The organism is Grimontia sp. NTOU-MAR1 (assembly GCF_035758505.1).
Classification (GTDB): domain Bacteria; phylum Pseudomonadota; class Gammaproteobacteria; order Enterobacterales; family Vibrionaceae; genus Enterovibrio; species Enterovibrio marinus.
On the sequence record NZ_CP142108.1, the window covers coordinates 3,428,405 to 3,447,346 of the forward strand.

Here is an 18,942-nt window from a genome sequence, read left to right on the forward strand (position 1 = left end):
AAGATTTTAGTGATGAAAGAAACTAATCCATTGCTCTTCATATCATATTTCTATGGTGTGATGGGCTGTTGTCCGGCAGAGTGGGCCGACGACAAAATTGAAGCATTGAAACAACTCGACCGCAAAGTGATCCTTGTCTCTTCACTGATGTCTAAGAAGTGTGAAACGCCAGGCGTTAAACACTTTAGAGTGCCATCGCTATCTTGGTACGACGTCAAAATTGAAGTGAACCACCTTAAGAATGAGGGAATGCCGATTCCCTACTTAAAACTGATCCTCACGTTCCCTTTCATTATCACTATCGGGGTTGCGTTGGATCTTTTGCAAAAAGTTCTTACATCTGGTCTTGGTGGCGGAAAGTGGTCTTGGGCAGTGAGTTCATTTGCATGTTCTTTCTCTCTCAAATTAGCATACAGATGCAAAGAAGTATTCACTACAGGTGGTCCGGCATGCGCGCATTTTACTGGATTCTTGCTTAAATTTCTTACTGGTGGTCGCCTGATATGTGAACTGCAGGATCCGCTGACAGGGAAAGACATCGGGCGAAATAAGAACTCCCGTAGCCTTTTGGGTAAAATTGAGCATTTGCTTGCTAAATATGCTGACAAATTAGTGTTTGTTACCAAGAGTGCCGCGAAAGAAGCAAAAGAAAACAACCCTACGTTTGCACACAAAATTAGCGCAATCTATCCGGGGTCTCGTCGTTTCGAAGCTAAAGAGCAGGCTGAGCGTGACAGTGAAACAGCTTTGGAAATCATTCATCTGGGTACACTGTACACAACTCGAAATCTATACACGCTGATTGATGCCATTGACCAACTGATTGAAGAAGGCAAAATTGGTGAGAATGCTGTTAAGATCGTAAACCTAGGTGACATCTACGGCGAGATGCGCGAGCACCACCTGAAACGTGAATACGTATCGCAATTGCCAATAAAACCACGACAAGAAGCAATCAAGTTTGCGTCTTCTAAGAAGATTTCATTGCTTGTTCAGCATGCTGATGATCGCAGCCAAACAACGATTCCATATAAAACCTACGATTATATGAATATTGGTAACCCGATACTGGGTTTGACTAACAGCGATGAACTCTCTGAGCTGCTCACATCGAACGGTCATTTATCAGTAGATATTCGAAATGTAGAGGCAATCAAGGAGCAAATCTGTGCGCTCGTTGAGGACTACCAAGAGTTCTCAGCAAAAGCGAAAGAAATCTCAATCGACATCAATAAACAGACAGCTGAAATGCTGAATTAATTCAAGCAATCTGATTAATTGATAGGGTGTGAGATTGAAGAAATTTCTAAGCATGGCACTCTTGTTGCCAAAAACCGATCGGTATAAGTTTTTACTACTGATACCTCTGGTTGGCTTTGTCGGGTTATTAGAGGTGGCTTCAATTGCCTCTCTAATTCCACTGATGCAAGTTGCACTGGAACCAGCAGAAGTAAATCAGTGGGCTACGGTATTTGGTATCAAGGACCTGTCATATGAGCGAGCCTTGCTCGCTTTAATGTTCCTTGTTATTGGCATTTTTGTGACCAAAAATGCGCTGGGTCTTTACGTATACAAGAAAACCTATCAATTTGTTTCTTATGCAAAATCTGCGTACCAGAAGCTATTGTTTAGTTCTTACTTGAACAAGCCATATCGATACCATGTTCAAAATAACACCTCTGACTACCTAAGAAACCTGACAACAGAGATCAATGCCGTTGAGGCAAGATTTATCATGCCAGTGCTTGTATTGCTCTCTGAATTGATACCCATCTTGTTTCTCTTTTGCTTCCTCCTGTACCTGAACCCTTTTGGTTTATTGGTATCGGCAATGATGTTTTTCTTCTCGGGCTTAGCACTAGCAAAATTCAATTCGCCGAGGCTCAAAACACAAGCGAAGTACCAGATTGCTGCAGATGGTTCGATAGTGAAAACCACACAGCAAGTGTTTTCCAGTATCAGAGAAGTACTGATCTATGGTCGCCGAAAAGAAATTAACGATGCCTTTTCGAGTCACAGTAGTGAAAGTGCACGATCAATTTCTACGGCTCTATTTTACAACTCGTTACCTAAGTTCTTCCTTGAAGTTGTCTCCATACTTTGTGTATTTCTGATTGCGTTCTTTTCATATTCATCAGGGAACAGCATTCAACAAACCCTTATCGAACTAGGTATATTCTTGGCAACGTTAATCAAAGTGTTGCCTTCGGCGAGTAAGGTTGTTGCACACGTTCAAGCAATATCTTACGCAAAGCCATCCGTAGAAAACTACCTCGAAGCTCTGGGTGACAATGAGACTGATGCGCAAGCGCAAACTCAGCCGGTGACGGACAAATTCACTGATATCCAAGAAATCACATTTCACAACGTATGTTACGGATATGACGATATTAGGAGTGTGTTTGACAACCTTAATATCACCATAAGGAAAGGGGATGTGGTTGGTGTCGTTGGTGAAACTGGGGCTGGAAAGAGTACGCTAATTAATCTTCTTCTAGGCTTAATAGAGCCGAAAGAGGGGGAAATATTGGTCAATGGCGAACCACTACAGTTTTCAAAGAAAAGCTACTGGGAACATATAGGCTATGTGCCCCAGGAAACCTATCTTATCGACGGAACAATCAAAGATAACATTGAATTTTATCGTCAATCTAACAAAGAAGTCAGCATCGATGAACTGTTACAGAAAGTTTCACTGACGGCTACGGTAGATGCGTTAGAAAAAGGTATCGAAACGAACGTAGGTGAAGGTGGTGGTAAGCTATCTGGTGGTCAACGTCAAAGAGTTGGGATAGCGCGTTCGCTGTTTAATAACCCTGATGTGTTGATTTTAGATGAAGCCACAAGTGCTCTAGATAAACAAACGGAAGAAAATGTAATAAAGTCATTGTCAACCTATAAAGGTGATAAGACGTTAATAATGATAGCGCATAGAGAATCAACTTTGTCGATTTGTGATTACATTATACGAGTAACAAAGGGTGATACTGAAGTAATGCCAATAAACATATATAGAGAGAAGTATTGCTGAATCAATAGGGTTTAAAATGGACTTTAAAATTCCAAACCTGAAATGGAAATGCGTTCTAAGAAGTACCGCTATATTTTCAATTTTATTTGCTTTAATTTTCGCTTTCTGTCTTTATATTGGAGATCGCACATATGGGGATATCTACTTCTTTTTCCATCATGAGGCAGATAACAATGATAAGACATCTAACATTTTCGCAATGGTCGATATTGATGAAGCACTGATTGAAAATAGCAATTTGAAAGAAAAGCTATTTAGATCTTACGATTATTATCATCACAAAAAAATTGACTTTGATATATATCGGGCACCAGATGGTGACCGTTTATCTTACATGTTGCGAATAAAAGATATTGAAGAGGAAAAATTCGAACGGATCAGAGATGAACTTATAACCATTTTTTACTCATACCTATATGACTATAGGTGGATGTGTAAAAACAGAAAGATTGAATTTGGTTGTGCCAAAAAATATTCTGCCGTGAATAATATGGCACTCTACATGGATGTAACAAGCTATAAATACCATAGTGTTGATTTTAAGACTATGGTCAAAATCATACTCTTCTCGATATTTACAACGTTATGTTGTCTGAGTCTACTTCATAAGAAGGAGACGAAATGATATTAACATATGTATTTATAAGCTTTCTGCTCACATTACTGTTGGCGATTGACATTGCCAGACCCAATATTAGAAAGCGATATGTATATATCGGAGTGATATCGATACTATTCGTATTCCTTTTTTATTTTAGGGATTTCAATACTGACTTTGAAGCTTATGTTGAGTTTTTCACTAATTTAGAAAGCTATAATCAATCAGGTGTTGGTGAAGCTAAAAATAAGTACTCATTCGAAGCTGGATTTATCATCTACTCTTACATTGGCACACTGATTACAGATAGTGGTAAGCTTTTCTATACGTTAACTGCAATTTTGATCAGTAGTGTATATTGGTATATCTTTGCTAAAGATGAAGATCGCTACCTTCAGTACTTAATGGTATACTTTTCAACATTCTTTATTTTTAATGAGCTAATCCAAATTAGACAAGGTACTGCAACCTGCCTAATAGTATTAGCGTGCTATTTGTATTCTCGATCTTCAAAAAGTGCTTTTCTTTTTTTTACTCCTGCTCTATTCCACTCATCTACTATCCTTTCTATATTAATACTCCCGCTGAAGTTCATAAATAGACGTTGGTTTTTCATTGTCTTTCTACTTTTCTCGATCGTCTATGGATATACAATTGGTGTTGATTTTATATTCCAAGTTGAATTTATTAAATCGTATATTCCAGAAAAATTGATGTCTTACTATTTGAGTGTTTATAGTTTAGATATTACAATTGATACTGCTAGAAATATCAAATATCTAGTTTTGTGCTATTTGATATTTCACTTTTGGGATGATTTTTCAAAGAATCAGTTTTACTCTCTGATAGCTAAAGTGTATGTGTTTGGTATCGCGCTATCGTTCGCTCTATCTAGTTTCTATATACTTTCCATCAGGATTGGGCAACTATTTATGGTCTTTGAGGTTATCTTAATTCCATTTTTAATCTCACTTATATTTAGCAACCCAAAAGTTAGAGCCGTCGCTACGTACTTGGTGAGTACGGGATTACTTTATAAGTCCACAATATCAATGTTGTAACATAAGAGTAATAGGTATCTAAATGGAGTTAACAAGATTTATTACAGGATGTATATTTATCTTTGTTTTGCCACAATTGTTATTTACAATGCTTAGGAGGCAAGATGAGATATCAATAAATGTGAGTGGTGCATTTTCATTTTCTTTAGTATATATATGGCTAGTGTTTCTTTTTGATTACTCATTAGAATTACAAGGAATGAATAACACTGTCTTTTTGCTATCCGGTCTCATATTTTTAATAATATTAGTCTTTATTTTCTATTTTATTCTACGGCATTTAAATAGACAGACTATAGTACAGTATTCTCAAAAAAATTATAGCTATATACCCATAATATTGTTGAGTTTACTTACCCTGTTACCGCTTAAACATAATATTGGTTTGATCTTCATAGAGTGGGATGCCATCGTCTCTTGGAACCAGTGGGCGCTTGATATGTTCAGAGGGGACTGGCAACCAGCAGGGACGGCATATCCAGTTGCAGCTCCCGCGATGTGGAGTCTTTTCTATCAAATACAAGGTACATCAGAGATATGGTGGACGGCAAAGCTACTAATGTTCATTTTTCCTGGTTTCCTTCTGTTTTTATTGTTTACACTTTATTTGGAAAAGCGAGATAGCACGTATCTGCTAGCTATATTCTTCTCACTACCATTAATTTGGTGGGATAAAAGTATCAGCGGATATATGGATGTTCCCGTTGCCATTTTAGGTATAGTTACTTTAACCTTGATATATGCATCTATTGATTCGAACAAAGGCCGTCAGTACCTAATTCTTGCAGTGGTTTTTTCTGGTATTAGTTCTATATTTAAGCAGGCTGGATTGGCTTTTTGTTTCTTTACTTCATTGTATATATTTACAATCTCTAAAGGCATTTTTTCCAATAAAGAAAAAATCATTTTAACTATTATATGTTTTTCCTTCTTTCTTTCTTTTTTAGTGGTTTTTTTCGGTCACAATACAAATCCATTAGCTAATTTATCGTATTTATATTCACTATCTTCTCAGGACGGTGTCGAAACGGTTAGCCAACCATGGTCGGTGATAGCTTTAGAGAATGCAAAGCTAATTGAGTCAAAGTTCATTTATATACAAGATGGACATCGATACATAGTTGATTATGTTCAAGCAGGATATATAACGATAGTTATGCTTCTGTCATCGCTATTGGTGTTTGTGATGAAGCTGCCAAAGGAAAAGAAAAAGTTATCATACTTGCTATTTCTATTTTCTATGATTGGGATATGCGTATGGACTGTTAGCTTTTCATATGACTACAGAAATGGACTTTGGGTTAAATCCTTTTTTATACTTCTAGCTTCGCTACTATTAGGTCAGAAGCTTAATAAGCTCATGGCTTACTTGTATGATAAAAGTCCTCTTAGGAAGATGAATTGTGCCACATACGAGAGTCTGAATGTAAACCTTCCTCGTTTTTTCAATGTAAAAGTGTTGGCTAATAGCTTTTTAATCACAGTGATAATCTCTGTAGTTGGCATTACCCTATATCTCGATTCAAAAAATGTAGCAATGAGAAAACAAGTTGAACAGCAAATAAGAATCGATAATGTAGATATAGCGACTAAGCTGGATGACCTGTTAGAAAATACTGAAGAGTGTGTGCTAGTTTATACAAATAGGCTCATGCTCCCATACAACTTTAAGCTCAATAAACACCGCGACCGTATTATTGAAAGAGCTTGGTTCGCTCAGCGATTCGAGTCACATTTTCATCATACCTGTAAGGGTGGTCGCTACTTTGTATTCGGTCCATGGACGAAAGACACGCCGAATGCAGGGTGGGAAATAGTACAATCAGGTGAAAAAAGTGGTCTCCTCAAGGTTGTAGGTCGAGAAGACTGGTTAATTTATTTTGCACAACCCAATGAGTCTTAAATGGAAGATACAAACTATGCGTTCGTAATTCCTGCATTTAATCCTTGTAGTAACCTGCTGTCATTGGTGAAGGAAATCAGGACTAAAACAAAAGCCCCAGTGATTATCGTCAATGATGGGAGCTCGGAGCAGTCTTCTGCAGTATTCGATAGCATCCATGATTTAGCATCAGATGACGTAGTAATACTCGAGCATGCAATCAACTTTGGCAAGGGAGCTGCGTTGAAAACGGCATTCAACCATGTGCTGACAAAGTTACCTTTAGTAAAGTCGGTAGTAACGTTAGATGCTGATGGTCAGCATACGATCAACGATTGTATGCGTCTGGTAGAAAAAATGGGCGAGAATCCAGAGTCATTTGTTCTGGGCTATCGCAGCTTTAGCAAAGACATACCGTTAAAAAGCTATATTGGTAACAATATATCCAGAGTCGTATATTCCTTCGCATTAGGCTACAAATACAAGGATACACAGACTGGGCTGAGGGGAGTAACAAGAGAGTTTATGAGAGAGTGTTTGTCTATCAAGTCAAATCGATTTGAATTTGAGACAGAACAACTCGCACTAGCTTGCAGGAAATATGCTCCTGGTGACATATGTGAAATTCCGATAAGTACCATTTATATAGAGAACAATGCAGCCACTTCATTTCGACCTTTAGTCGATTCCTTTAGAATATACTTTGTACTAATTAGATACACATTCTCATCAATACTCACAGCATTGACTGACTTTTTTGTATTCCTGATTGCTATAAACCTCGGTTTGTCAGTGACACCGTCAAACTTTGCTGCGAGAACGGCATCAATTGGCGTACAATTCTTTCTATTAAACAAAGTGGTGTTCAAGACAAAGGCGAGTTACAAGAAGTTAACGGCATTCGTTCTATATGTTTATGGTATGGGCTTAGTATCTTCTTGGTTACAAATCGGACTTACATCACAGTTTGGTGGTAGTGAAGTTGTTGCTAAGGTATTAGTTGAGTCAGTTTTGTTCTTTGTGAATTTTGCTTTTGTTAGAGCCTATATATTTACGAATCGCAGAGCAGAACTTGAGCCAACTGGCACGTCTAGAGTTAAGTAGTAAATGTCCAATAGAAAAGTAATTTTTTTTGCACCGAATGTTCATACTGGTGGTGGCTTAACACTACTCAAAAGTTTGATTGTTGACGTACTCCCAGAGCTAGATGTCGAATTTATCCTCGACGAAAGAGCACGCAACCAAGTAACCGACATTCTGAGTGATCATAAATGTCATTTTTTCAGCAGTTCGATGAGTGGTCGCTGGAAGGCTGAGAGGAAGTTGCAAGCGGTCTCTGGCGACGACACAGTTACGCTTTGTTTTCATAATTTGCCTCCGATTCTGAATGTCAAAGGAACAGTAAAAGTTTTCCTACAGAACAGACTCCTTGTTGATAGGGAGCATATTGGTTCGCACCCAATCTTCGTAAAGTGTCGGTTGGGTATTGAATCAATAATACTGCGCAAATTTGCTTGGAAAGTGAGTGAATTCTTGGTTCAAACCCAGTCAATGGCGCGCCATCTTGATCTATTTCTGGGTAATCGAAGCACAACTCGTGTCAAGATTAGTCCCTTCTTCAAGTTTGAAAATGTAGCTGTAAAACCTAGCCTTGAGGCAGACGACTTCTATTTTTATATTTCTAGCGGTGATACGCATAAGAATCATGAGAATCTTCTGATTGCATGGCAATTGCTCCAGACTAAGTTTGGCAGAACACCCAAGTTGCTGTTGACGGTCGCAGACGGGCATGCAGTTGTAGTCAATAGAATCAAGCAGCTTCAGAGTGAAGGCATCGATATTGATAACTTGGGAAGTTGTGAGTATCAACAGACAATGGCTACCCTCGAAAGATGTAAAGCTCTGATATTTCCGTCATTTACTGAATCTTTTGGACTTCCTCTGATTGAAGCAAGCCGGATGGATAAAGCCATACTTGCATCAGAGTTAGATTACGTCCGGGATGTATGCGAACCAGTAGAAACATTTGATCCCACTTCCCCATTATCGATTGCGCGAGCCGTCGCTAGGTTTGAAGGAAAGGGCTCGATGATAGATGAAGTTGAAAGTCCGACTAAATTTTGGCGCGACGTGGTGATGTAACGCATTTTTGTTAGGTGTTTGAACGGTTAGTGCTCTCCTAACGTTATCTTGTTCTATAAGAGTTACTGAACAAAGTAACCCTGCTTCGGATTATCTAAGGTGTCTTTCGAATATTCGCGAAGAACCGTTAGCAGAATTTTTATGAGTATTGTCGGTATGTTGCTGAGCATGAGCACTGATATTTGGCGAGGAATTATCAAATAATGTTTGTATTGATGTCAATTTCGATTGTCGTATTGTCTCTACTTTATGCGTTGTTGAAAAGTGGGCAGTCGAAAAGTTTAGGACTGATTGTTTTATTTTCATTTTCACTATATGCAGTGGACCTCACGTCGATTTACATGCTTGGACATCCATCAAATAGTGCACTTATATATAATGCCCTATATTTTGATGAGGTTAATGGCATCGATATTATTGTAGAGTCAGCAATTTTCTATCTCACTTTCTTGATTTTAGTGTCATTGTTTATATTTGTACTGAGGAAAGTGATATCTAATTTCGGTGTTAATCGATCAGCAAGCAAAAGATATTTTTTAATTTTATTTTTAGCAACATTATCACTATCTCCTTTTGTTTGGGAAACCTATTCTTTTTTCAATGTATCAACAAATCAGATAACGCTAAGTAAAGAGCTATCCAATAAGGCATCTAATGCGAAGGGACACCCACAGGGAGAAAGTAAAAATGTCATTTTCATCTTTGCCGAGAGTCTCGAAGGCACGTACTTAGACGACCCTCGATATGTCGACTATTTTCGTGAACTTAAGTCCTGGGAAGATAATAGCGTAAGCTTCGACAATGTGAGGCAAATAGAAGGCGGTAGCTGGACGATTGCTGGTATGGTCTCGTCTTTATGCGGCATTCCTCTTACTCATCCATCTGGTGGCAACACACTAGGAAGCGTTGAAGAGTTTTACCCAGGTGCGAACTGTCTAGGTGATATTCTATCTGACTATGGCTATGACCTGACATTTTTACAGAACTCAAGCTTAGACTTTTCTGGCATTCGTGCATTCTACAGCCAGCACGGTTTCAAGAATTTGCTGGGTAGCAAGTATCTGAAGGACAAGTACCCGGAAGCTGCGTCTCACTATTGGGGGGTTTACGACGACACACTTTTAAATGATGCGTTAACCAATATACGGGAAATCAATCCTGACAGTAAATTTGGGTACTTTATTGCTACAATCGATTCGCATTTTCCAGATGGTTACGTGTCATCAACCTGCTCTACTAATGAATATTCAGTAGATGTTCCACCGATAGTCAAAGCAGCATCATGCTCTAGTTCACTCATTGCTAACTTTATTAGCGAGATTCGCAGTGAAGCACGTTTTGACGACACAATCATTGTTGTTGCTTCTGATCATTTCGGCATGGGGACGGCGGCAAAAGCGTTGTGGGAAACGGAACAACGTAGACAGCTGTTTTTCATCAATTATCCTCAAGGCACTGAGGTATCAAATAACGAAAATTCTGGTTCACAGTTAGACATAGCGTCAACCGTCATGTCAACGTTAGGATTTAATGAAAAGATCGGCTTAGGTGTTGATCTTCAAAAAGACGTGCCATCATTAGCACAGGATAAAAACATAGAAGTAGTGCTGCAAAACAACAAGGCATTATTCATGTCACTTTGGGATTTTCCTAATATCTCAAAAGGAGAAAGCGTTAATTTTGATAATGGAATTGTTGAGATAGGGAGTAAGGTCTTTAAGGCGCCAGTGCTTCTATCTATCTCGGAAAACTTCGAAATAATTCCATATTATAAAGATGATGAAAGCAGCCTGCTAAGAGCAGTTACGGAATTCCGTGATGAAGATGCATTCGTCATTTATGATCATTGTGACGTTTTGAATAATACATTTGATGATGAAGTAAGAACAGAGGGCTTTTGTTTTGCTTTCGGAAAGCTAAGTAATGAAGTCAATGTTTTCAAAGAGGAAGATAAGAATTCTCTTACATTCAGCCAGGTAGAGCAGTCGCTGTTGGGAGCAGCTGATGCTAAAAAGTTAGCTTCAATTAAAGAGGAGCTAGGTGTTGAGGGATTGCTTTCTAGTCAGCAGCGCTGGATGTTGAGTAACGTTCCTGCCCATTCTCTGGTTTACTTAGAGGATGAAATATATTTACCTTTCCATAATAAAGAAGAAGTAAAAGAACAAATAGAGCGCTTTTATAATATAGAAGTGATCAAGATACCAACATCAAGCCAGAGTCACTATTCTTTGAGCACGACTGTTCACAAAAATGATATTGATAATGATTTGTTTCTAACACGTGATGTAGCAAAGAAGAATAAGTTTGATCATGATAGGAAGTGGTATGATCCTATAAGATCTTATTTCAAAGACCTAAGAGAAAAAGTAGATTCTGGATACAGAAATAGCGACAAGGTCTCTGTTGTCTTCTTCGAACTTGTTGATCCAACCGCAAATATTAAGGCGCCAAGCTATCTTGAAAAAATACCGGAGATGGAGAGGTATATAGCGCATGCCGGTGGTGGCATTGACGGACACCACTATACAAACTCTATGGAAGCGCTCAATGAGTCGTATCGACAGGGCTTAAGGTATTTTGAAATCGATCTATTGGAGACGAGCGACCATAGGCTAGTAGCTGCCCATGAGTGGAAAGAGTGGGCTAAGAAAGTTGATTATAGCGGAGACATTCCTCCACGCTATGACGACTTTATGTCTAAGAAAATGCACGGAAAATATACGCCCCTATCTTTAGAAGACTTGAACACTTGGTTTGAATCTCATCCAGATGCGTTTCTGGTTACCGACAAAGTAAACTCTCCGAAAAAGGTACTTGAAGTCTTTGAGTTTAAGGACCGACTAGTCATGGAGTTGTTCACAGTTGAAGCGTTAGAGGAAGCAACAGAGTTGGGTATTTTTTCACCTATGCCTTCATGGGTTACATACCTACATTTAAATAAAGACGTAGAGCGTTTAAAAAGCCTTGGCGTGAAGCATTTAGCCCTAAGTACCACTGATATAAAATCAAACATCAACGAGATGCTCGAGTTGAAGGAAAATGGCATTAAAACGTTTCTTTTCAACATCAATGTTAACAATGCTGATGGCGAGATAGGCATAGCCTGCAATCATCTAAACTTTGCCTACGGCATGTATGTAGATTCAGTCGACTTTGTCCAAGAAGCTTGTCTGTAGTGCGCAAGCCTTAACCATTGAAAAGCGACTGAAAGCTATAGAGAGCTTGGCTGCTGTGAATCAGTTCCGAGCTCTTACCGTTTTTTCCTAGTCGTTTGGATACAAACGCCGTAATACAGTCTCGTGAGAGAATGCCGTCTGACAGTGCGCACTCCCGCTCAGTGGAAGAAAGGCTATTTTCCTTTCCTTCTGGTTACCGAGGTATTTATCAGTAAGTGATAATAAACGTTAAGATCGTTTCACTGTCGTTCTTCATCCTAGTTCGAGAAAGGCTTACATCGTGGTATACTGACGCTCCCTCGGACTTATTTCAAAAAAGCATAAAAAGTAGGCTTCGCTTTATCAGGCTCATAGTATAAATGTTGGGTAGTACCCCTGAGATGGTTGCTTGCACAAACTGGTCGAAAAGAGAACTATGTTCAAAGATAAAATTTTACTAATTACGGGTGGTACAGGCTCTTTCGGAAATGCAGTGCTGAAGAGATTTTTAGACACCGATATCAAAGAGATCCGCATTTTTTCTCGAGATGAGAAGAAGCAAGACGATATGCGCAAGAAGTTCAACTCAGAAAAGTTGAAGTTTTACTTGGGCGACGTTCGAGATTACCAAAGCGTAGCGAACTCTATGCGCGGCGTAGACTACGTTTATCATGCTGCTGCGCTCAAGCAAGTTCCTTCTTGTGAGTTTTATCCATTAGAAGCAGTCAAAACGAATGTTCTGGGGACAGAAAACGTTCTAGAGGCAGCGATCAACTTTAATGTTGAACGCGTTGTATGCCTGAGTACAGACAAAGCCGTTTATCCAATCAATGCTATGGGAATTTCCAAAGCGATGATGGAAAAGGTAATAGTCGCCAAGAGCAGACAGCTAGACACAACAAATACAACGATTTGCTGTACCCGCTATGGCAACGTTATGGCATCCCGTGGTTCAGTTATTCCGCTATTTATCCGACAAATCGTACAGGGTGATGCGATCACTATCACCGACCCATCGATGACCCGTTTCATGATGACGTTGGACGACGCTGTAGACTTGGTGCTTCATGCATTTACCAATGGTGTTAATGGCGACATTTTCGTACAAAAAGCACCTGCAGCAACCATCCATACGCTCGTGACAGCACTGCTTGAAATCATGGGTAAGCCAGATCATCCGGTCAATGTGATTGGTACGCGTCACGGCGAGAAGCAATACGAAGCACTCTGTAGCCGCGAAGAAATGTTTGTTGCCCAAGAGCAGGGCGAGTTTTTCAGAGTGCCGGCAGATAACCGCGACTTGAACTACTCAAAATACTTCGAGGAAGGCGAGAAAGATCTGTCATTGGTTGAAGACTACAACTCAAACAATACTGAGCGACTTGATGTTGAAGGTATGAAAGTATTGCTGCGTAAGCTCGACTTTATCCGAGAGATAGAGTCAGGAAATGTTTTCATCCCTGAAGGTGTGTAGTGATGAAAGTTTTGATTATCGGAGCATCTGGCATGCTCGGCTACAGCTTGTTTTCGAACCTCTCGGAATATGAACATCTGGACGTTTTCGGCACCGTTCGTTCAATAGAAGGTAAAGAAGCATTTTTTACTGAGCTGAGCGGCAAGTTGTTCAATGACGTTGATATAGAGAATCTGTCTCGTCTTGAGCAAGTCATGCATGAAACGAAACCAGATGTGGTGATCAACTGCATCGGGCTGATCAAGCAGTATGACATTGCTAAGGGCCACGTGGCGTCTGTTCAGGTTAACGCACTATTACCTCACCAACTTGCTGCCATATGTGAGAGCCATAATGCCAAGCTTATCCACTTTTCGACTGATTGTGTCTTCAGTGGTCAAAAGGGGTTGTATGTTGAAGACGACCTGCCAGATGCCGTTGATCTATACGGAAGTTCAAAGCGGCTGGGAGAAGTCTCCTATGGTAAACACCTGACGTTGAGAACCTCGATCATTGGTCATGAACTCAACTCATCAGTGAGTCTGATTGACTGGTTTTTAAGTCAAGAGCAAGGCGTGTCCGGATTTTCCAAGGCAGTCTTCTCTGGGTTGCCTACCTGTTACGTCGCGAAGCTACTAGCGGAAAAAATCCTGCCTAACAAAGAGCTGGCGGGTATGTACCACTTGTCTGTTGAACCGATTGATAAATTCTCTCTGCTAAAGCAAGTCAACGAGGTATATGGCAAAGGAACTGAAATCACTGAGAATGCGTCTTTTGTCATTGATCGTTCACTCAATTCAGATGAGCTGAGAAAGCAAATCGACTTTACGCCACCAACTTGGCCTGAGCTGATCAACTTTATGCATTCTGACTTTAAGAAAAGGTATGTGCGATGAAAAAACTAAAAGTAATAACCATTGTTGGCACACGCCCGGAAATTATTCGACTATCACGTGTCATCGAAAAGCTGGACGCACATTGTGATCATACGTTGGTGCATACCGGACAAAATTACGACTATGAGCTGAATCAGATTTTCTTTGAAGATCTTGGTATTCGTGCTCCGGATCATTTTCTTGAGTGTGCTGGCAGTACGGCAGCAGAAACAATCGCGCAGGTCATTGCAAAATCAGATGAATTGTTCGCAGAGCTCGAGCCAGAAGCGCTTCTCATTCTGGGTGATACCAATAGCGCGCTTTCTGCAATTTCGGCGAAAAGAAGAAAGATTCCTATTTTCCACATGGAAGCAGGCAATCGCTGCTTTGACCTTCGCGTACCAGAAGAGATCAACAGGAAAATTGTCGACCATATCTCTGATGTCAACATGCCATACAGTGATATCGCAAGAGAGTACCTGCTGAAAGAAGGTCTCCGCCCGGACTTTATCGTTAAAACGGGGAGTCCGATGGATGAAGTGTTGGCGCACTACGCTGAAAAAATCGCGCACTCCGATGTATTGGAAAGATTGTCTCTTACCAGTCAGAAGTTCTTTGTAGTAAGTGTTCACCGTGAAGAGAATGTTGATTCTGACAAGAATATTCGCGACTACGTGAATGTACTCAATACACTGGCGGAGAAATACGATTACCCAATCATTGTTTCTACTCACCCACGAACTCGCAAGAAAATCGAATTGCTTAACCTTGAATTCGATGAGCGAGTGAAGTTGATGAAGCCGCTAGGCTTTACCGACTATGTGAAGCTGCAAACAGAAGCAAAAGTGGTACTGAGTGATAGCGGAACTATCACAGAAGAATCTTCAATCATGAACTTCCCTGCCATTAATATCCGTGAGGCACAAGAAAGGCCGGAAGGCTTTGAAGAGGGCGCAGTCATGTTCACGGGTATGAGTCTGGAAAGAATTCTTCAAGCTATTGATATCCTCGAGGTCCAACCGAGAGGTGAACAGCGTTTGATCCGTAAAGTTGCCGACTACATTGCCCCAAATGTCTCTGATAAGGTTATTCGCACCATCATTAGCTACATAGACTATGTAAATAATGTGACTTGGAAGAAGCCGTGAAACGCTTAGCCCTAATCATTGATGATTACTTGCCTAGCAGCACTCGTGTTGCAGCCAAAATGTTCCATGAGTTGGCATGCCAATATGTTGCGATGGGACATGAGGTCACTGTCATCACGCCTGCAGCAGGGCAGTCAGAGAAGCTGGTCAAAGAAACGCTGGACGGTGTTAACGTCTGGCGATTTTCCAGTGGGCAAATGAAAGATGCTGGAAAAGTAAAAAGAGCAATCAATGAAACCTTGATGTCCTACCGAGCATGGTCGGCGATCAAAGGCGAGCTCAACAGCGATACCTTTGATGGCGTTGTTTACTACTCGCCATCTATCTTCTTTGGCACCTTAGTCAAGAATATCAAGAAAAGGTGTGGATGCTCAGCGTACTTGGTTCTTCGTGACTTATTTCCACAATGGGCGATAGATCAAAAGCTGATCAAAGCTGGCTCTCCGATCGCCAAGTACTTTCGATTCTTCGAACTGCTTTCTTACCGTCAGGCTGATTCAATTGGTTTGATGTCAGAGCGAAATGAAGACGTGTTCATGCGTTTGAATGGTGAAGCCTATCCTACCCAGATATTGAGAAACTGGGCAAGTTTGCAGCCTTGGCGTCGAAATACGGAAGATGAGTCAATAAGAGAGAAGCTGAACCTCAACGACAAAGTTATCTACTTTTATGGTGGGAACATTGGTCATGCGCAAGATATGGCTAATCTTATGCGCTTGGCAAAGAACATGAGTGAACACCCGAAAGCTCACTTTCTGTTTATCGGTCAAGGTGATGAGGTAGAACTTATCCAAGGTTTAGCGAAAGAGTGGCATCTTTCCAACTTCACGTATTTACCCGCGGTTGACCAAGATACGTTTAAGCGAATCTTATCGGAAGTCGATGTTGGTTTATTCTCGTTAGCGAAAAATCATACAGCGCATAACTTCCCAGGAAAGCTTCTTGGTTATATGGTTCAGTCGCTTCCCATTCTGGGGAGTGTCAATCCCGGAAATGACTTGATGGATATTGTTAACGCGAACAACGCGGGAATGATTACCGTTAACGGAGAAGATGAGGCGTTGTTAAATCACGCGCTTGAATTGCTGTCCTCTGAAGCCGTTCGCAGCAACGTTGGGCAGTCGGGGTACGAGCTATTGTGCAAAGAGTTTTCAGTTGAAACCATTGCACAGAGCATCATCACCGAGCTTGAAAGGGATTATCGTCAGCTTTCAGTCCAACAAGTTTGAGGAAAGCTCAACGTTGCGCGACGGGTTAGCGCGCAACGAATTTTGACGTTTTGCTGCTGCACAAAGTAAATACAAGATTCGAAAAGGAAACGTTGACAAATGATCATCGTAAAAATAATTGGTGGACTCGGAAACCAAATGTTTCAGTACGCGCTTGCGCGCTCAATCGAGCTTCAGACGAACACAGAGGTTAAGCTAGACCTGCAAGGGTTTGAGACCTACCAGCTTCACAACGGCTACAGATTGAACTGCTTTAATATTGCCGAAAAAGTAGCCACAAAAAGTGAAATTGAGAAATACATCGGCTCAGACAGCTATTTCTACAAGGCAATTAGACGCTTTTGCCCATCTTTGTTGAGAAAGTTTCAGACAGAAAAAAATCATACACAGTACGACAGTTCGTTATTTGAGTTGAAAAACGCGTATCTAGACGGTTACTGGCACAATGGAAACTACTTCGAACCCGTTCGTGAGCAAATATTGAAAGAGTTCACGGTCAAAGGAGAGCTTTCAAAAGGTGCAACAGAACTTCGAGAGCGCATAGCGAGTTCACAAAGTGTGAGTATTCACGTTCGCCGGGGTGATTTTCTTAAGCATCCGGACGTTGGTGTCCTTGAAATCGACTACTATAAAAGAGCAGTCGAGCACATAATGAGTCACGTTGAATCTCCTGAGTTTTATGTGTTTTCTGATGATATTGAATGGTGTACAGAGCACCTCAACTTTATCGAAAACTGTCACTTTGTGAATTCAACAGTAGATGAATTAGACGATCTCACAATAATGAGTAGCTGTAAGCACAATATCATTGCTAACAGTACATTCAGTTGGTGGGGGGCTTGGCTAAATAATAACCCCGAAAGAATTGTGGTCGCGCCGAAAGTATGGATGAAGGTTAACCCCCAGAACTTTAGATGGGCGCTTGATGAATGGACTGAGTTATAAAGCCTTTGGGCGTTCGTTTGATGTTGCAGCCATCTGGTTTACTGAAAAACAGAAAAATGCGCATATAAACTTCGTGAATAAGATTTAACTGTCGATTATTTTAGGCTGAACTCTGAGCAATGCATAAAAATGCCAGTTTCTGTTTCCTATGCAACATAAGCAAAAAGACATAGGATCGCTTTAAGCGAGTCAGCCGCACAACATACAGAAAGGTAGTATGGTGCTTTTTCAATTTATCGATCTGGCATTTTTGTTTTTTTTCTCGCTTGCTACATTGTTTTTAATGCGGAAAGTTGCCCAAGCTATTGGGCTTGTTGACAAGCCAAATGCCAGAAAATGCCATAATGGTGCAGTTCCGCTCGTTGGTGGCATCTCAATATGCATATCTCTCCTTTATTTTTTGTTTAATAATCGAGACATTATCCCTCACTCCGAACTGTACGGCGTCTGTGTCGCTTTGCTTGTTATCGTGGGGACCTTGGATGACAAATTTGACCTGAGCTTCAAACTGCGTTTTGTCGTACAAGCAGCACTGTCAGTCGCGATGATGTTGCTGGGGGGGATCGAGCTCAACACGCTGGGTAACATGTTCGGCTTTGGTGACGTGGTACTGGGATGGTTTGGATACGTCGTCACGATATTGGCTGTTGTTGGTGCTATCAACGCGTTCAATATGGTTGATGGCATTGACGGACTGCTTGGCGGGCTTTCCATCGTAACATTTGGTGGACTGGCGTTATTGCTATTACATGATGGCCAAGATTCACTGGCGTATCTATGTGTGGTGCTTATCGCCGTATTGTTGCCTTATATCCTGCTGAACCTCGGTGCGTTTGGTCGTAAATATAAAGTCTTTATGGGCGATGCTGGAAGCATGTTAATTGGCTTCACGGTCATTTGGTTTTTGTTGCTATCCAGTCAGAATGGCACTAATCCGCCGTTAAGACCCGTCACAGCACTTTGGTTGATTGCCTTACCACTTATGGACATGGCCGCCATTATGATTCGCCGTATCCGTCGTGGAGACTCGCCATTCAAGCCTGATCGAGAGCACCTCCATCATATTTTTCAGCGCTTAGGGCTTACGTCACAACAAACCCTGATCGTAATTTGCTTGGTCGCGACGGGCTTGGCAAGTTTTGGGATTTACGGTGAAGTATCGGGTATTCCGGAAGCAACGATGTTTTTTGGCTTTATCGCGATGTTTTTTGTCTATGCACTGCTGTTGGCATACGTATGGCGAATCACCAGCTTCGTGAGAGCAAAGCTCTCTCAACACCGAAAAATAGCAAGCAAACAGCCTGAGGGCTAATCCCACCTTGCTTGCGACCCCCGTTATATCGCGCTTGAATGGGGGAAACCTAAAGAGGAACTCCCTCACGTTTTGCGCATTCGAGGCTCTTCGGATGCGCATTAATACGTT

The 18,942-nt window shown here is 40.9% G+C and carries 14 protein-coding genes; all 14 read left to right on the forward strand.

Annotated features, from left to right (window positions below; all coding sequences use genetic code 11):
- Positions 1–9: 9 nt before the first annotated feature.
- The 14 genes from VP504_RS15965 (at position 10) to wecA (ending at position 18,831) form a co-directional block, all read left to right on the forward strand.
- Positions 10–1,260 (forward strand): hypothetical protein, encoded by a 1,251-nt coding sequence (locus VP504_RS15965; protein ID WP_325892026.1) that lies wholly within the window; start codon positions 10–12, stop codon positions 1,258–1,260.
- 34 nt (positions 1,261–1,294) lie between these two features.
- Positions 1,295–3,031, forward strand: coding sequence for an ABC transporter ATP-binding protein (locus VP504_RS15970; RefSeq protein WP_325892027.1), 1,737 nt, complete (start codon positions 1,295–1,297; stop codon positions 3,029–3,031).
- A 16-nt stretch (positions 3,032–3,047) separates the two neighbouring features.
- Positions 3,048–3,656: a hypothetical protein gene (locus tag VP504_RS15975; RefSeq protein ID WP_325892028.1), complete on the forward strand. Its 609-nt coding sequence runs from the start codon at positions 3,048–3,050 to the stop codon at positions 3,654–3,656.
- Entirely contained in the window at positions 3,653–4,690 is a 1,038-nt protein-coding gene (locus tag VP504_RS25630) for an EpsG family protein (RefSeq protein WP_442788882.1), read from the forward strand. The genes VP504_RS15975 and VP504_RS25630 overlap by 4 nt, the downstream gene beginning before the upstream one ends.
- A 22-nt stretch (positions 4,691–4,712) precedes the next feature.
- On the forward strand, positions 4,713–6,593 hold the full coding sequence (locus VP504_RS15985) for a hypothetical protein (RefSeq protein ID WP_325892030.1): 1,881 nt from the start codon (positions 4,713–4,715) through the stop codon (positions 6,591–6,593).
- Positions 6,594–7,676: a bifunctional glycosyltransferase family 2/GtrA family protein gene (locus tag VP504_RS15990; protein ID WP_325892031.1), complete on the forward strand. Its 1,083-nt coding sequence runs from the start codon at positions 6,594–6,596 to the stop codon at positions 7,674–7,676. It abuts the gene before it with no gap.
- Positions 7,677–7,679: 3 nt separating this feature from the next.
- On the forward strand, positions 7,680–8,714 hold the full coding sequence (locus VP504_RS15995; RefSeq protein WP_325892032.1) for a glycosyltransferase: 1,035 nt from the start codon (positions 7,680–7,682) through the stop codon (positions 8,712–8,714).
- Positions 8,715–8,917: 203 nt separating this feature from the next.
- Entirely contained in the window at positions 8,918–11,890 is a 2,973-nt protein-coding gene (locus VP504_RS16000) for a sulfatase-like hydrolase/transferase (RefSeq protein ID WP_325892033.1), read from the forward strand.
- A 415-nt stretch (positions 11,891–12,305) separates the two neighbouring features.
- Positions 12,306–13,343 (forward strand): polysaccharide biosynthesis protein, encoded by a 1,038-nt coding sequence (locus VP504_RS16005; protein ID WP_325892034.1) that lies wholly within the window; start codon positions 12,306–12,308, stop codon positions 13,341–13,343.
- A gap of 2 nt (positions 13,344–13,345) precedes the next feature.
- Complete coding sequence (locus tag VP504_RS16010; RefSeq protein ID WP_325892035.1) at positions 13,346–14,218, forward strand: dTDP-4-dehydrorhamnose reductase family protein; 873 nt, start codon at positions 13,346–13,348, stop codon at positions 14,216–14,218.
- Entirely contained in the window at positions 14,215–15,345 is a 1,131-nt protein-coding gene (gene wecB, locus VP504_RS16015) for a non-hydrolyzing UDP-N-acetylglucosamine 2-epimerase (RefSeq protein ID WP_325892036.1), read from the forward strand. Before VP504_RS16010 ends, wecB begins: the two co-directional genes overlap by 4 nt.
- Positions 15,342–16,574, forward strand: coding sequence for a glycosyltransferase family 4 protein (locus VP504_RS16020; protein ID WP_325892037.1), 1,233 nt, complete (start codon positions 15,342–15,344; stop codon positions 16,572–16,574). Before wecB ends, VP504_RS16020 begins: the two co-directional genes overlap by 4 nt.
- A gap of 99 nt (positions 16,575–16,673) precedes the next feature.
- Positions 16,674–17,519 carry an alpha-1,2-fucosyltransferase gene (locus VP504_RS16025; RefSeq protein ID WP_325892038.1) on the forward strand — a complete coding sequence of 282 codons (846 nt, stop codon included), beginning with the start codon at positions 16,674–16,676 and terminating at the stop codon, positions 17,517–17,519.
- 220 nt (positions 17,520–17,739) lie between these two features.
- Positions 17,740–18,831: a UDP-N-acetylglucosamine--undecaprenyl-phosphate N-acetylglucosaminephosphotransferase gene (gene wecA, locus VP504_RS16030; protein ID WP_325894064.1), complete on the forward strand. Its 1,092-nt coding sequence runs from the start codon at positions 17,740–17,742 to the stop codon at positions 18,829–18,831.
- The last annotated feature ends 111 nt before the right edge of the window (positions 18,832–18,942 follow it).

What these genes read in the sequence shown, in the direction of transcription:
- VP504_RS15975 (WP_325892028.1), top strand. Translation starts at nt 3,048, where the DNA reads ATGGACTTTAAAATTCCAAACCTGAAATGGAAATGCGTTCTAAGAAGT.
- VP504_RS25630 (WP_442788882.1), top strand. Translation starts at nt 3,653, where the DNA reads ATGATATTAACATATGTATTTATAAGCTTTCTGCTCACATTACTGTTG.
- VP504_RS15985 (WP_325892030.1), top strand. Translation starts at nt 4,713, where the DNA reads ATGGAGTTAACAAGATTTATTACAGGATGTATATTTATCTTTGTTTTG.
- VP504_RS15990 (WP_325892031.1), top strand. Translation starts at nt 6,594, where the DNA reads ATGGAAGATACAAACTATGCGTTCGTAATTCCTGCATTTAATCCTTGT.
- VP504_RS15995 (WP_325892032.1), top strand. Translation starts at nt 7,680, where the DNA reads ATGTCCAATAGAAAAGTAATTTTTTTTGCACCGAATGTTCATACTGGT.
- VP504_RS16000 (WP_325892033.1), top strand. Translation starts at nt 8,918, where the DNA reads ATGTTTGTATTGATGTCAATTTCGATTGTCGTATTGTCTCTACTTTAT.
- VP504_RS16005 (WP_325892034.1), top strand. Translation starts at nt 12,306, where the DNA reads ATGTTCAAAGATAAAATTTTACTAATTACGGGTGGTACAGGCTCTTTC.
- VP504_RS16010 (WP_325892035.1), top strand. Translation starts at nt 13,346, where the DNA reads ATGAAAGTTTTGATTATCGGAGCATCTGGCATGCTCGGCTACAGCTTG.
- wecB (WP_325892036.1), top strand. Translation starts at nt 14,215, where the DNA reads ATGAAAAAACTAAAAGTAATAACCATTGTTGGCACACGCCCGGAAATT.
- VP504_RS16025 (WP_325892038.1), top strand. Translation starts at nt 16,674, where the DNA reads ATGATCATCGTAAAAATAATTGGTGGACTCGGAAACCAAATGTTTCAG.